Source organism: Methylotenera sp. (genome assembly GCF_029945535.1).
Lineage (GTDB): Bacteria > Pseudomonadota > Gammaproteobacteria > Burkholderiales > Methylophilaceae > Methylotenera.
This window is the reverse complement of sequence record NZ_JAQSCU010000018.1, coordinates 368,886-383,436: the sequence shown is the minus strand read 5'-3', so window position 1 is coordinate 383,436 and position 14,551 is coordinate 368,886. Positions and strand designations below refer to the sequence as shown.

The window sequence follows — 14,551 nt, the reverse complement described above, 5'->3', positions numbered from 1 at the left end:
AATAAGTGATGTTGTATGTTGGTTGATTGCTTACTCATGGCTTCTCCGAATGCGCACATTATTCGTATTAGATTTTTGTAATATTGAAACTGCTTTTTGCGTGGCGGTTTCAGTTGCTTTAGTCGTTTTCTTAACTTCTTTGTTAGGTGCTGTGACCTTAGTTTGCGGTACTTTAGATGGTGTTGCTACAGTATTAGCTGGGCTTACCGTCGTCGGTTTCTCGTAATGTGCACGTACTCTATGCAGCAAGGTCACCGTGCGTGTATTCTTTTCATACACCATCCCTGTGGCGTAGATAACAGTTTTAGGCGCTTGTTTAATTACAACTGGGCTATCGGTGCGCACCAAATCTTGATCTGGCAAAATGTTAAGATACTCCGTTTCCACCGTCATTTCACCTTTACCTGCAAATGCTTGGCGTGTAATTTTTACATTATCAACTAGCTGCACTTGTTCACCATCACTCGAGACGTAACCTCTTAATGCTTCAACTTGTGTATAAGGCTTGCCCACGCTAAATTGCGTGTAGCGCGGGCGCTGTAAATTGGTCGAGTCATCATCAGGAAAATGTCTCATTTCCGCTGCGGCTAATTTATAGCGCAAGACGCCGTTTGCATCCGTTTGTGAAGTCACAAAATTACTCATAATATAATCTGGGTCATGCCTACTACTGCCGTCTGGTTTGGCTTGTGGCGGTTGTACCATATGGTTAACCCACGCCGTGAGCAATGCAAGTACCGACAGTATCACTATCGGGAAAATAATTGCAGAACGTTTACCTATGCCCATTAATAGGCTCATTAATTGGAAATGCTTGCTTGCGTTAAAAATTGTGCCATTTGTGCATCAAAAGTACCTTGTGCCTGCATAATCAGCTCGCAAACCTCGCGCACGGCACCGTGACCACCTGCTTTAGCGGTGACATAATGGGCATATTTCAACACTAAGCTTGGCGAGTCTGGCACTGCAAGTGCAAGGCCGCATTTAAGCATGGGCGGTAAATCCACTACATCATCGCCCATGAATGCACACTGGTTTGCTTGCAAGCCGCTTTTGCTGACTAAGTCGTTAAATGCCGCTAATTTATCTTCCGCACCTTGATAGAAATGCGCAACGCCCGTACTTTCAGCACGTTTCTTAACGACGTTGGAGGTACGCCCTGTAATAATCGCCATTTCAACGCCTGAGGCTTTGAGCAACTTCATGCCCAACCCATCATGTGCATGAAAAGTCTTATATTCTTGACCATCATCGCCTATCGTCAGGCCGCCATTGGTCATCACGCCATCGACATCAAGGACTAGCAGCTTGATGTTTTTAAAACGAGCTACCAGCTCAGTATCTAACGTCTTTATACTCATCAAACTTAAACTACTTTCGCTAATAAAAGATCATGCATGTTTAATGCACCTACTAAAACACCTGCATCGTTAGTGACTAACAGTGCGTTGATTTTACGTTGTTCCATCATCTCTACTGCTTCAATGGCTAATTTGCCTTGATGAATTGTAGATGGATTGTGGTGCATCACGTCTTTGATGCCAGAAGTGGCAACATCTACTTTTTGTTCAAAAGCGCGGCGTAAATCGCCATCGGTAAATATGCCAATAGGTATATTTTTACTATCTACAATTGCAGTAAGTCCTAAGCCTTTACGTGTCATTTCTAACAAACCATCAGACAATGTGGCATTGATCGTGACTTGTGGTACTTGTTCGCCAGTTCGCATTAAATCGTTTACATGAATCAGTAAGCGTCGACCTAGACTGCCACCTGGGTGAGAGCGTGCGAAATCTTCAGCGGTAAAATCACGCTGATCCAGCACACACAAAGCCAGTGCATCGCCCAAAGCGAGTGCAACTGTTGTACTTGAAGTTGGCGCCAAACCTAGTGGGCAAGCTTCTTTGGCCACATGTGCGCTTAAGTGTATATCTGCAGCTTTTGCTAAAGTGGATGCGTCATTACCAGTAATGGCGATGATACTTGCACCCAGCCTTTTGAGCGGCGGTACGATGGCGAGAATCTCATCGCTTTCACCAGAGTTTGAGAGCGCAATCACAATGTCTCCGGCGGTAATCATGCCTAAATCGCCATGGCTGGCCTCTGCAGGATGCATAAAAAATGCAGGCGTCCCCGTACTTGCCAATGTCGAGGCAATTTTGCCGCCAATATGGCCAGATTTGCCCATGCCGCTCACCACAACACGACCTTTGCATTGTAGAATAAGGGCGACAGCATCAGTAAATTGTCCATCCAGCCTAGTAGCAAGCGCATTGATTTCACTGGCTTCTAACAGCAATACATCGCGTGCCAACTCCAAAGTAGTTTGCTTCGCGATCGCGGATTCTGAGGCGTTATTTTTTGATGACATTTGTTTTAAGCTGCATTATTAATAGCATTTTTCGAAAACTGACATATTTATCGGTTAGTATAAAAGGGAAATCCTCACACATAAAGCCTAAACAAGCCTCAAAAATGACAATTTTGCTAAAATTCGCAAAATAATGTTGTTTTAGGCACACATTTTGCTAATGTGGTTTTTTAGTATCTACTTAATTGACACAAAACAAAAGAACACAACTACTACTCAGATACAATTTATAGCTGATTATGAACGAACCCCTATCTTTAATTTTAATTCTCCTTGTCAGCGCTGTTTTAGCGGTGGCGCTGTTCCGCAAACTGCGTTTACCAGCGATGTTGGCTTATTTCTTAGTGGGCGTGGTACTTGGGCCGCACACCTCTGGTTTGCTACCAGATAGCGATGCCAACCGTGAGTTTGCAGAGTTCGGCATTGTATTTCTAATGTTTAGTATCGGTCTTGAGTTTAGCTTGCCTCAACTTTACGCTATGCGTAAAAAAGTGCTCGGCTTAGGTGGTTCACAGGTTTTCCTTACACTTGGTATTGTGATGGGCATAGCCAAGCTGGCGGGCTTAGATTGGTCTGCAGCCTTTGTGATAGGCGCTGCTTTAACCATGTCTTCTACGGCTATTGTTTCAAAGATCTTGGCTGAACGTGTTGATTTAAACTCACGTCATGGTCGCTTGAGTATAGGCGTGCTGCTATTTCAAGACATTGCTGTTGTGCCCATTTTGGTACTTATTCCTGCTTTAGGTGTGGTTGGTACAAATCTAACCGACGTGCTGGGCTTGGCGATGCTAAAAGCGGCAGGCATGTTGCTGTTTCTGTTTACTATCGGCAAATGGTTAATCAACCCGTGGTTTAATTTGGTAGCCGGCCAGCGTTCACGCGAGCTGTTTGTAATGAACGTATTAATGGTCACTTTACTGTTGGCATATGCGACTAAGCTAGCGGGTTTGTCTTATGCTCTTGGCGCGTTTATCGCCGGCATGTTAATTTCAGAAACTAAGTTTAGATATCAGGTGGAATCTGACATTTCAGCGTTCCGTGATATTTTTCTAGGTTTGTTTTTTATCAGCGTTGGCATGCTGTTAGACGTGCAGCAAATTGTTAATAATATTGGCGCAATTTTATTGGTGTTAATTGCACTTGTGTTGTTTAAAGCCGCTATCGTGACTTTAGTGGTTAGAATGGTGAAATATGAAAGTGGCGTAGCGATTCGCACGGGCTTGATTCTGGCACAGGCCGGTGAATTTAGCTTTGTGATTTTAGCACTAGGCGTTGAGCAAAAACTTGTCAGTGGACCAGCGCTACAAGTCATACTCGCTGCCTCGTTACTTTCTATGGTGATTGCGCCGTTTCTTATTCAGTACAACGGACGTATTGCACGTAAGTTGGTACAGAGCTATAGCCGCAACAGTGGGCAGGTTGTACAAGACATTGACGATATTGGTAAGCACTTACATAACCATGTGATTATTTGTGGCTATGGGCGTAGTGGTCAGTATCTCGCACGCTTTTTAAGAGAAGAAAACATTCCTTATATTGCTTTGGATATTGACCCCTCGCGCGTCCTAGAGGCGGCAACAGCCGGTGAGAATGTCATGTTTGGTGACGCTGCAAGACGCGTAGTGCTTGAAGCCGCAGGCGGTGCGCGGGCTAAAGCCTTGGTGATTAGTTATGCCGATAATCGTGCAGCCATGAAGATTCTGCATATCGTACAAGAAAATTATCCGCAATTACCCGTCATCGTCCGCACGGTAGACGACACCAATATGGAGGCGCTACGTGAGGCAGGTGCCGCTGAAGTTGTACCTGAGATTTTAGAGGGCAGCTTGATGTTAGCTTCTCATGCACTTATGCTGCTCGGCGTGCCGTTAAATCGCGTGGTGAAACGTATTCGTATATTCCGTGAAGAACGCTACAAGTTGTTTAAAGGCTACTTCCACGGTATTTCAGATGCTGAAAATGAAGATCTGGCAAACCAGCAAGTGAGGCTGCATTCTGTGATTATTTCACCGGGTACATTTGCCATTGGCAGAAACTTGGCTGATATGCATCTGGAAAATTTTGACGTAGAAGTGAAATCCATACGTCGCCCAAACTCTAATGGCTCACAGCCTAATGAAGAAAGTACATTGGCGGAAGGCGATGTGATCGTTCTACTTGGTCAGCCAACAGGCTTAACTAACGCACAGAATGCTTTGTTAATCGGGCGCGTAGCCACTAAATAAAAGATGTCTAAATGAATAAGAGTGTAGTAATCGTAGGCGGTGGCATTGTTGGCTGCATGACTGCGATGGAATTAGTCGATCGCGGCTGCAAAGTCACTATCGTAGAGCGCAACCAAATCGCCAGTCAGACTTCTGGCGAATCTTCATGGGCAGGTGGCGGCATTGTTTTCCCACTATTGCCTTGGCTTTACTCTGACGCAGTGAATACACTTACCAGCTATGGCGCGAAGTTTTACCCAGAAATTTGCCAGCGTTTATTGCGCGAAACTGGCATCGATACCGACTTTGAACAGTCAGGGTTTTTATTGCTGCCAAACTTCGATACTCAAGCAGCTACTGCTTGGTGTGCACATAACCAATTACCTGCTCAAGCCGTCAAAGCATCCGCTTTTGGCGTGCAATCGCCCAGTGGCGAAGAGGCATTATGGCTTCCTACGGTATCTCAAATACGCCCACCATATTTCATGCAAGCCATGCGTAAATGGCTAGAGAAAAACAAAGTCAGTATGCTAGAGCACACCGAGCTTGTGCCGCTAAAAGAAACACAAAAGCTAAACGAATGGCAAACGATTGATGGGAAAACCATCAGCGCAGACCAATTTGTAGTCACATCTGGTGCATGGAGTTTTGAACTGCTAAAAGAAACCAGCGCCAAACTGAATATCAAACCCATGCGTGGGCAAATTCTGCTGTATAAACCCGAAAAAAACCTTGAGCAGATTGTCTATAGAGAAGGTTTCTACATGATTCCGCGTCGTGATGGACATTTGTTAGCCGGCAGCACGCTAGAAGATGTAGGGTTTGACACTACAGTGACGCAAGAAGTGCGCAATGAAATTAGCGCAAAAGCTGAGGCGATTATGCCAACATTAAAAAATCAAACCATCTTTAAACACTGGAGCGGCTTGCGACCTGGTACACCTGAAAATTTACCAACGATTTCAGCACACCCAACCATCGAAAACCTTTATCTTAATACCGGGCATTTTAGATATGGTTTAACGATGGCGCCAGCGAGTGCAAAATTGGTGACGGCTTTAATATTAGGTGAAAAGCCATTCACAGATGCGGAGCCTTACCAGTGTAAATAGTAGCATCTGTTCTTGAATATACGCGCCAAGAATTTATAACAGCCGTCACTCCCGCGTAGGCGGGAATCCAGTTTTGGTGGTGGTCATAAATAGTTGTTTATAGCGAATAAGTAGGGCGAGAAGAATGACTTTAAGTTTGCAAATAGTCAACAGTAGTGAGTCTTGTAACAGGTCGCTTTCGCGCGACGCACGAGTTACTTTCTTTTGCTTAGCCAAAATAAAGTAACCAAAGACAAGGCTACCCCCTCCCGCTTGATTCCTGTTCTGCTCAGCTTCATGGGCGGCAATCGGAAACTCACTTCGTTCAAACAGCCGCTTGCCGAAAACTCCCATGAATCCGAACAGAACAGGCGCGGAAGCAGGGGATGGAAAGGCGCTGAAATTTCACAGTTGCTGATTTAATATTAAAATTTCTCAAACCCCGTCATTCCGACGAAAGTCGGAATCCAGTGGCTTTAACTTGCTAACAATTTATATGTTGCTAAGTGGCTGAGCTAAAGCCTTACTTCAGCTACGCGAGTTTTCGATTCTGGATTGTCGCAAAACAATATATTTTTTTGTGCATCAAATTGCATAGGCTGATTAGTAAATGGGCAATCGTATTGCTTATCTATTCGATTTAAAAAGGCTTTAATATTTGCTGGGGATATTTTTTGTTGCTTAATTTGAAGGCTTAAATTAAGTGAGCTAATTAATACATTTTTAGCATGCATAGCACCAACCAAGTGCAAATTTCTTGCAAACTCACTTGTTAGCCTCATGGAAAGAAAGCTATTAAATGGGTCTAGCCAATTATAAGCAAATACATTTGCTGCTCCTCCATACTTTTTATTTAGCTCAAGTCTACTTGCGCTGAATGTAGCTGGTGGTTTTTGAGCTCTATTTAACAAGTCCATTTGTGCACGATAAATTCTGTTGCGAATAAACTCTGGATGAAAGAGTGCTACTTGGTTTTGTTTTTTTAAAAACTCTGTATTAAAGAAATTGTAATCAGCCCTAAGCATGCCAGCCAAGTTGTATCTTTCTAGGTCGGTTGGCTTAAGAGTTGTTTCTAACTCATCAAAGTGCTTAATCCCGATTTCAGGGGATTTAAAAAGTAAATTTTCTAGTGAATATAAATTTATTCCATCTAATACTAGAAAAATAGCGCGCTCAATGGCTGTTGTATCTTGCTTCAAGAGATGGTTAATAAAGTGATGGTTTGCTAGCCACTTGCTGTAAGCCATTTCGTAGTTACCAGTTTCAATATTTAACTTAATTTCCTCAGCAAGAAGTTTATTTAAATTGATTAGTGTTTGACCACTGTAATGAGTTTGTCCATTACTACTCATACCACGCCAATCTGTCATATCAAATAAGCTGGTGTAACGGTCTAGTAAGACTTTATTCTCAAGCAATAAGAATTTGATGCGCTCTTCACTAATGCAGTTTCCCTTCTTTTCTTCAACTGGAAAATCAGACCAGCAATCAAATTCATTTGAATTACCTACAAAAGATAACTCACCTGTTCTTTCGACTGTTAATTTAGCGATGAAGTTGTTTAATGATTGTTCATAGGTGCCAATCACAAATTGCCCATGTTTAATAATATCCACACCTATTGGCGCATTTAGACCTGACAAGGCAACTGCAATATTCTGACTATCAGGTATATTTTTAGAATTAAGCGCATAAAACTCATCTCTTCCAATATCGGGGGATTCATCATGGTAAATAACGAAAGCTATCCAAGTTATCAAGAGTAACAATACTATTAAAACTCTATAAAGCGTTCGCTTAAGTATCATTTTGAAATTTGGTATTTTTGTTATCATGGTTTTCTAATGATTGTATCCGTCAGATTTAGCTTTTTAAACTCATTTTGCTACCCAATCCCCAGACTTGCCGCCATGTTTTTCCAATAGCTTGATGCTGCCAATCGTCATGCCTCTGTCTACAGCTTTACACATATCATAAATCGTAAGTAAGCCCACGCTTACTGCGGTGAGTGCTTCCATTTCTACGCCTGTTTGGCCTGTAGTTTCGGTGGTGGCGGTGCAGATAACGGATGTGTTTTTATCGTCAATTTCAAAGGTGACGGCTACTTTGGTTAGGCTAATTGGATGGCAAAGTGGGATTAAATCAGAGGTGCGTTTTGAGCCTTGAATTGCGGCGATTCTTGCAATGCCGAGTACATCGCCTTTTTTGGAGTCACCGCTTTTTATCAACGCTAATGTACTGGTTTTCATAGTAATTTCGCCGCTGGCAATGGCGATGCGCTTGGTGTGTGCTTTGTCGCCAACATCCACCATGTGTGCTTGGCCGCTGTTATCAAAATGTGTGAGGGTGTTTGCTGCGTTGGTCATCTTTTGCTTTCCACGGATAATCATTTTATGGATGATTATTTTTATGATTCCTGCTGAACTAGCTTCGTAAAGTAGCTATCATAACAATAATGAAATTAAAAACTATTGTAATTGCAATTTTGCTGATCACAAACAGCACGCTAGCGACCAATTTGTGGGCGCAATCTTATGATGAGCCTGTGTTAACTGGTAAGCCTTATGAGGCGCCAAGGAGCTTCGATTTGAGTTTGCCAGAACTCGGCGATGTTTCGCAAACCGTGTTAACGCCGCTTGATGAAAGGCGCATTGGCGAACAGATTATGCGCGATGTATCGACCAGTGACGAGGTGGTGCAGGATGTAGAAATTATTGATTACCTGAATAATCTGGGTAATCGATTGGTTTCAGCGAGCAGTGATAAGCAGCAAAAATTCAACTTTTTTGTGGTGCAGGATAACTCAATCAATGCTTTTGCCATGCCTGGCGGCGTGGTTGGCGTGCATACGGGTTTAATCTTGGCCACGAATAGTGAGTCTGAACTTGCAAGCGTATTAGGCCATGAGATTGGTCACGTGACACAGCACCACATGGCGCGTATGTTGGCATCGCAAAAATATGACACGTTTAAAAATATTGCGGGTATTGCATTGGCATTGCTGGTCGCGCGAGCTAATCCAGATTTAGCGAGCGGTGCGTTAACAACTGCTTCGGCTGTCGGCATACAAAATCAGTTGGATTACACGCGTGACCATGAACGCGAGGCTGACCGCGTCGGTTTGCAAATTTTAGATAGTGGCGGTTTTGATGTGCGTGCAATGCCCGCATTTTTCACCACTTTACAGCGCGGTACACGCTTTGCCGAAGGCAGTGCCCCTAGTTTTTTACGCACTCACCCATTAACCAGTGAACGTATTGCCGATGTTGCTAATCGTGTGTCGCAAATGACGTACAGGCAGGTACCTGATAGCGTTGAGTTTCAATATGTGCGGGCAAAACTCATTGCCAATAACGGTTCGGCAGACACTAATATACAGGTGTTCGAGCAAAATATTCGTGAACATAAATATACCAATGAAGCCGCTGAGCATTACGGATTAGCCGTAGCTTATCTGCGTAAAAACGCTCTGCCGCAGGCTGAGAAAGAAGTGGCGTGGCTGAAAAAGAATGCACCGCAGCATGCCATGATAGAGAACCTAAGTGCGCGTCTGCAAGTCGTAGAGAATAATCCGCAACAGGCGGCCAAGCAATACGCCGCCGCGCTTAAACTATATCCAGATAATCGTGCGCTAATTTATGGTTATGCTGATCACTTTTTGGCGATTAAGCAGTCTGATAATGCGATAAAACTGATTAAAGATAAGCAAGGGTTATATCCAAGTGATGCGCAGTTTTACGATGTATTGGCAAGAGCCTATACTATGCAGAATAAGCTTTTGCTGAGCTATCAGGCACAAGGTGAGGCTTACTTTAGAAGGTACGATCTTGCACGCGCTATTGAACAAATGGAGTTAGCGGTTAAAGCCAATGATGGTGATTTTTATCAAAAGTCCATTGTTGAGGCACGCTTGACGGAATTGCGTCGCATGCAGGGCGATGTGAAAAAAGGTTAATGAGGGCCAATAATGCAACGTAGATATTTTATAAAGCTCATATCTGGTGCGTTTGCCTTGGCTTTTATTGCACCCATGAATGCTTTTGCCGCAATTTGGAACAAAGCAGCGTTTGAAACTACTAAGTTAAGTGATGCTGAAAAAAACTTAGAAATTAATGACGAAAAGCCTAGCGAAGAGATTTTGATTACCTTGCCAGATAAAGCGGAAAATGGCGCGATTGTTCAAATTGAGGTCAAAAGTAATATTCCAAATACTGAAACCATTTCTATTTTAGTAGAAAAAAATCCAACGCCGCTCATCGCACACTTCAAATTCAGCAATGGCGCCGAGCCTTTTGTGGTGACGCGTATCAAAATGGCAGAAACTTCAGATGTAAAAGTGGTTGTGAAGGCTGGTAATCAATATTTTACTAACGCTAAAAGTGTCGTCGTGCTAGAAAACGGCTGTGGTTAAGGATGGTTATGGCCTCTGATAATATGAAAATGCGCGCCCAATTGAAGGGCGACGCAGCTTCTGGTGGTTACACCGAAGTGAAGGTTCTGATGAGCCATCCCATGGAAACTGGGCGAAAAAAAGATGATTTTGATCGATTGATTCCTGCACATTTTGTGCAGTTAGTCACGGCAACTCTAAATGGAAAAACAGTGCTGGAGGCGCAGTGGGGAACGGGCATCTCTAAGAATCCGTATCTTACGTTTAGATTAACTGGTGCCAAAATTGGCGATACTGTTGCTGTGACTTGGCATGACAATTTAGGCGAAACAGCCACGCAGAATATTATTGTCACTTAATAAGTTTAATATAGACATGCTGTAGATTGATAAGTAAAATTTATCATAACCATTAGAATGATATATTGGATTTAATAAATTCAACGCTCTATAATCGCTTCACCAGTTAAGAAATACCAAAAAGAAACATTTTATTAAGCTGTATTTTATTTAACCTAAGTGTTTATTTAACCAAGTATTCATTTAACCCACAAATAAGGAAAAAAACTATGTCATTAATCAATACACAAGTTCAACCATTTAAAGCACAAGCGTTTCATAACGGTAAATTTATCGAAGTGAGCGACGTGAGTATGAAAGGTAAATGGTCTGTAGTGATTTTTATGCCAGCTGCATTCACTTTTAATTGCCCTACAGAAGTTGAAGATGCTGCTGATAACTACCCGGAATTCCAAAAAGCTGGTGCTGAAGTGTATATCGTGACGACTGATACACAGTTCTCACACAAAGTATGGCACGAAACTTCACCAGCAGTAGGTAAAGCACAATTTCCACTAGTTGGCGATCCTACACACCAATTGACACGTGCGTTTGACGTGCATATTGAAGAAGAAGGTCTAGCTTTACGTGGCACTTTTGTGATTAATCCAGAAGGCGTGATTAAAACAGTAGAAGTTCATAGCAATGAAATTGCACGTGATGTAAAAGAAACACTACGCAAGTTAAAAGCAGCTCAATTTACTGCTGCTAACCCAGGTCAAGTTTGCCCAGCTAAATGGCAAGAAGGCGCTAAAACAATCACGCCTTCATTAGACCTAGTAGGTAAAATCTAATTAAGATTTAAGTCTTAGTTTTAGGCAGTACGCTACGCCTTTATAACACCATTTAAAGGTGTAGCCCTTACAAAAGCATTATTCAAAAGATAATGCTTTTTATTTGTGGTTTTCATTGATGGATTATATGGTTTGATTGTATGGATTGATGATGAATCATTCGTTAGTCAAAATGGGCTGACACAACTAATAAAGAGAATAATCATGGCACTAGAAGCAGGTATCAAAACTCAATTACAAACATATTTAGGAATGTTGCGCGAGCCTATCGAGCTTGTTGCTTCATTAGATGACAGCGCAGCTGCACAAGAGATGCGCGAGTTACTAGAAGAAATTGCTAGCATGTCAGACAAAATCACGCTGACAAACGGCGATGATGCGCGCAAGCCATCATTTGCGGTGAAACGTGCTGCCACACACAAAGATGCAGGCCAATCAGTTGGTGTGCGCTTTGCTGGTATTCCTATGGGCCATGAATTTACCTCACTCGTATTGGCGCTACTGCATACTGGTGGTCACCCAATGAAATTAGAGGCTGAAAAAATCGCGCAAATTGCAGCGGTTGAAGGCAAGTTTCACTTTGAAACCTATATTTCTTTAAGCTGCCACAATTGTCCAGACGTTGTGCAAGCCATGAACATGATGGCAGTGATTAATCCAAACATCACTCATGTGATGATTGATGGCGCGCTGTATCAAGATGAAGTTAAAGCTAGAGAAATCATGTCTGTACCAACCATTTATTTAAATGGTGAAGTTTTTGGCGCAGGTCGCATGGAGCTAGATGAGATTCTGTTAAAAATCGATACAGGCGCAGCCGCACGCGAGGCTAAAAAAATAGATGCACAAGCTCCTTATGATGTTTTAGTGGTGGGTGGTGGGCCAGCGGGTGCTTCTGCTGCTATTTACGCAGCACGTAAAGGCATTAGAACTGGTATCGTGGCAGAACGTTTTGGTGGCCAAGTAATGGATACGCTAGGCATTGAAAACTTTATTTCTGTGCAAGAAACCGAAGGGCCTAAATTAGTTGCCGCTTTTGAAGAGCATGTGAAAAGCTACGATGTGGATATTATGAATTTGCAACGCGCGGTGAGCTTGTCTGAACCGGGTAAAGATGGCAATAAGAACAACAATTTAATCGAGCTAAAACTTGAAAGTGGCGGTACGCTGAAAAGTAAAGTGGTGATTCTAGCGACTGGCGCTCGTTGGCGTGAGCTAGGCGTACCTGGTGAGAAAGAGTACCGCGGCAAAGGCGTGGCTTACTGCCCGCATTGTGATGGCCCTTTGTTTAAAGGCAAGCCTGTTGCAGTGGTGGGAGGCGGTAACTCAGGTGTTGAGGCGGCGATTGATTTGGCAGGGTTTGTGGCACATGTGACTTTATTGCAGTTTGATACAGTACTTAAAGCCGATGCAGTGCTACAGAAAAAGCTACGTTCTTTGCCTAATGTCACCATTATTACCAGTGCGCAAACATCTGAAGTGACAGGTGATGGCACTAAAATGAATGGCTTAACTTATACCGATCGCGTTACTGGTGAAACTAAACATTTAGCGCTGGATGCAGTGTTCGTGCAAATTGGTTTGTTGCCTAATAGCGATTGGTTAAAAGGCACGGTCAACTTAAGCAAGTTTGGTGAGGTTGAAGTGAATCATCACAACGCTACTTCATTACCTGGTGTGTTTGCTGCGGGCGATGTGACAACGACACCTTATAAGCAGATTATTATTGCCATGGGTGAAGGGGCAAAAGCAGCGTTGGGTGCGTTTGATTACTTAATTAGGCAGTAATTAGCTTTAAGTTTTGGTACATAAAAAATGGCGGTTTAACCGCCATTTTTTATGTACGCAATTTGTTGTGATTAAACTTATAGTAATGGCTTAATCGGTGTTAATTGTAGCGCCATTACTTTACGACGCTTCGCACTTGTAGCATATTGGTCTGGATTGTCAGTGGCTGCACTCCAGCTATTTTCAGGCTGCATATCGACCTCGATGGCATTTTGCACATTGTTAGCCAATGCTTCATTTTGCACAATAACACCTACTTCGGTATTTAGATTTTGTGAGCGCGGGTCAAAATTGAAGGTGCCGATAAATACTGTTTTAGCATCAACCACCATAGTTTTAGCATGAATTGCGAATACAGGCGGCTTGGCATCTTTAGGTAAAACCCGTTGCACCAGCTTTTGTTTAATTTGTGGGTCGGGTTTATATTCATAAACTTCTATACCCATTTTGATGAGCTGATCACGCTGGTTTCGGTAACCACTAAATGCTTCTAAATTATCAGTAGAAGCCATTGAGTTGGTGTTGATGCGTACTTTAACACCTCGTTTAAGCGCGTCTTTAAACAACTTTTTGGCTTGGCTAGACATGACCAGATAAGGCGACTGAATAACGATTTGCGTTTGTGCACTTTCAACTAGTTGCGCTAATTTTTGTGTGGTGACGCCACCGCCACCCATAATGTATTTGTAATTGTTTTTACCTGGTGTGTCGCTAATAAACTCAATCGGCGTCCAAATGATTTTCTCGGCAAGTGCAGCAAAAGCTTTAGGCATATCACTAATTGCCTTGCGATTCTCAGGCGTAAAATTTTCAGGTGAGTTAGCGTAATCGTGTAAGTCACTGTAGATTTTTTGAATTTCATCATCTTTGACGGTGACGTGTTTCTGCATCAGCCCTAAGCCGTCATACAAATCTTCCACTGGCGCGCTAAGTGGGCTATGCCAAAACTTTTCGAAGCTTGCTTGCATGTCTTTTGCCACATCGCCAAGCAATAAAGCATCGCGGTCGCGGAAATTGTATTTTTGGTTATAGTCAAAATATTCAGCTGCCATATTGCGCCCGCCAGTAATAGCCAATTTGCCATCTACGATAAAAGTTTTATCGTGCATACGCTGATTAACACCTCGAAAATTCACGACGATATTCATCAAGCGTTTGTAAAATGGTGTGCCTACTGAATGTTTTGGATTGTAGATGTGAATCTCGACGTTTGGGTGTTTGGCGAGTGCCAGCAAAGATTTATCAGGCGCATCGATTAATAAATCATCAACAATGACACGCACTTTAACACCCCTATCAGCCGCGCGCAGTAAGGCTTCTGAGGCTAATATGCCGATATTATCAGTACTCCAGATGAAGTACTGCACTTCGATAGTTTTCTCTGCGTGGTCAGCCAGCCAAGCACGGGCGAGTAAAGCATCCTCGCCTTTATCCAGCACATAGATGCCGCTTAAATTGGGGTGAGCGGCAATTTGATTGTCAATATAAGTAAGCTCTGGCGAAGCGATAGCCATTTGCGCAAAGCAAATAAACGAAGCCGCAAGTGTTTTTAGCACTAACTTAAAGTCAATCAAT

General features: G+C 42.9%; 13 protein-coding genes. 7 read left to right on the top strand and 6 right to left on the bottom strand.

Translation table 11 applies throughout. The features are described 5' to 3' along the window. Positions 1-30: 30 nt before the first annotated feature. From lptC to PSU72_RS13515, 3 genes are read right to left on the bottom strand one after another with little or no spacing between them, the layout of a single operon-like run. A complete protein-coding gene (gene lptC, locus PSU72_RS13525; RefSeq protein WP_300433162.1) occupies positions 31-801 on the bottom strand; it encodes an LPS export ABC transporter periplasmic protein LptC in 771 nt (256 codons plus the stop codon). After that, positions 801-1,361: an HAD family hydrolase gene (locus PSU72_RS13520; protein WP_300433160.1), complete on the bottom strand. Its 561-nt coding sequence runs from the start codon at positions 1,359-1,361 to the stop codon at positions 801-803. The genes lptC and PSU72_RS13520 overlap by 1 nt, the downstream gene beginning before the upstream one ends. Before the next feature lie 5 nt (positions 1,362-1,366). Then, positions 1,367-2,371, bottom strand: a complete 1,005-nt coding sequence (locus tag PSU72_RS13515) for a KpsF/GutQ family sugar-phosphate isomerase (protein ID WP_300433158.1) — start codon at positions 2,369-2,371, stop codon at positions 1,367-1,369. Positions 2,372-2,610: 239 nt separating this feature from the next. Between PSU72_RS13515 and PSU72_RS13510 the strand changes: the two genes are divergently transcribed. Further along, positions 2,611-4,596, top strand: a complete 1,986-nt coding sequence (locus PSU72_RS13510; protein ID WP_300433157.1) for a monovalent cation:proton antiporter-2 (CPA2) family protein — start codon at positions 2,611-2,613, stop codon at positions 4,594-4,596. A gap of 11 nt (positions 4,597-4,607) precedes the next feature. After that, positions 4,608-5,687 carry a glycine oxidase ThiO gene (thiO, locus tag PSU72_RS13505; RefSeq protein WP_300433156.1) on the top strand — a complete coding sequence of 360 codons (1,080 nt, stop codon included), beginning with the start codon at positions 4,608-4,610 and terminating at the stop codon, positions 5,685-5,687. A 494-nt stretch (positions 5,688-6,181) separates the two neighbouring features. On the opposite strand, the gene PSU72_RS13500 is transcribed toward thiO, so the two are convergent. Both PSU72_RS13500 and moaC read right to left on the bottom strand, forming a co-directional pair. Then, complete coding sequence (locus PSU72_RS13500; protein WP_300433154.1) at positions 6,182-7,501, bottom strand: hypothetical protein; 1,320 nt, start codon at positions 7,499-7,501, stop codon at positions 6,182-6,184. Between the two features lie 42 nt (positions 7,502-7,543). Beyond that, the gene (gene moaC / locus PSU72_RS13495; RefSeq protein WP_300433152.1) at positions 7,544-8,032 is read right to left on the bottom strand and encodes a cyclic pyranopterin monophosphate synthase MoaC; all 489 of its coding nucleotides are present in this window, start codon (positions 8,030-8,032) and stop codon (positions 7,544-7,546) included. Between the two features lie 89 nt (positions 8,033-8,121). Between moaC and PSU72_RS13490 the strand changes: the two genes are divergently transcribed. The 5 genes from PSU72_RS13490 (at position 8,122) to ahpF (ending at position 12,976) form a co-directional block, all read left to right on the top strand. Then, a complete protein-coding gene (locus tag PSU72_RS13490) occupies positions 8,122-9,621 on the top strand; it encodes a M48 family metalloprotease (protein ID WP_300433151.1) in 1,500 nt (499 codons plus the stop codon). A gap of 12 nt (positions 9,622-9,633) precedes the next feature. Then, entirely contained in the window at positions 9,634-10,077 is a 444-nt protein-coding gene (gene soxY, locus PSU72_RS13485; RefSeq protein WP_300433149.1) for a thiosulfate oxidation carrier protein SoxY, read from the top strand. An 8-nt stretch (positions 10,078-10,085) separates the two neighbouring features. Further along, positions 10,086-10,415 carry a thiosulfate oxidation carrier complex protein SoxZ gene (soxZ, locus tag PSU72_RS13480; RefSeq protein WP_300433148.1) on the top strand — a complete coding sequence of 110 codons (330 nt, stop codon included), beginning with the start codon at positions 10,086-10,088 and terminating at the stop codon, positions 10,413-10,415. Between the two features lie 209 nt (positions 10,416-10,624). After that, entirely contained in the window at positions 10,625-11,188 is a 564-nt protein-coding gene (ahpC, locus tag PSU72_RS13475; protein WP_300433147.1) for an alkyl hydroperoxide reductase subunit C, read from the top strand. 204 nt (positions 11,189-11,392) lie between these two features. Beyond that, positions 11,393-12,976: an alkyl hydroperoxide reductase subunit F gene (ahpF, locus tag PSU72_RS13470; protein WP_300433146.1), complete on the top strand. Its 1,584-nt coding sequence runs from the start codon at positions 11,393-11,395 to the stop codon at positions 12,974-12,976. Positions 12,977-13,053: 77 nt separating this feature from the next. Here ahpF and PSU72_RS13465 read toward each other — a convergent pair whose 3' ends face one another. Continuing rightward, a complete protein-coding gene (locus tag PSU72_RS13465) occupies positions 13,054-14,550 on the bottom strand; it encodes a phospholipase D family protein (RefSeq protein ID WP_300433144.1) in 1,497 nt (498 codons plus the stop codon). Between the last annotated feature and the right edge of the window lies 1 nt (position 14,551).

Excerpts from the sequence above, each read along its gene's own strand:
- moaC (WP_300433152.1), bottom strand. The coding sequence starts at position 8,032 with ATGACCAACGCAGCAAACACCCTCACACATTTTGATAACAGCGGCCAA.
- soxY (WP_300433149.1), top strand. The coding sequence starts at position 9,634 with ATGCAACGTAGATATTTTATAAAGCTCATATCTGGTGCGTTTGCCTTG.
- thiO (WP_300433156.1), top strand. The coding sequence starts at position 4,608 with ATGAATAAGAGTGTAGTAATCGTAGGCGGTGGCATTGTTGGCTGCATG.
- ahpF (WP_300433146.1), top strand. The coding sequence starts at position 11,393 with ATGGCACTAGAAGCAGGTATCAAAACTCAATTACAAACATATTTAGGA.
- PSU72_RS13515 (WP_300433158.1), bottom strand. The coding sequence starts at position 2,371 with ATGTCATCAAAAAATAACGCCTCAGAATCCGCGATCGCGAAGCAAACT.
- PSU72_RS13520 (WP_300433160.1), bottom strand. The coding sequence starts at position 1,361 with ATGAGTATAAAGACGTTAGATACTGAGCTGGTAGCTCGTTTTAAAAAC.
- soxZ (WP_300433148.1), top strand. The coding sequence starts at position 10,086 with ATGGCCTCTGATAATATGAAAATGCGCGCCCAATTGAAGGGCGACGCA.
- ahpC (WP_300433147.1), top strand. The coding sequence starts at position 10,625 with ATGTCATTAATCAATACACAAGTTCAACCATTTAAAGCACAAGCGTTT.
- PSU72_RS13510 (WP_300433157.1), top strand. The coding sequence starts at position 2,611 with ATGAACGAACCCCTATCTTTAATTTTAATTCTCCTTGTCAGCGCTGTT.
- PSU72_RS13490 (WP_300433151.1), top strand. The coding sequence starts at position 8,122 with ATGAAATTAAAAACTATTGTAATTGCAATTTTGCTGATCACAAACAGC.
- PSU72_RS13500 (WP_300433154.1), bottom strand. The coding sequence starts at position 7,501 with ATGATAACAAAAATACCAAATTTCAAAATGATACTTAAGCGAACGCTT.
- lptC (WP_300433162.1), bottom strand. The coding sequence starts at position 801 with ATGAGCCTATTAATGGGCATAGGTAAACGTTCTGCAATTATTTTCCCG.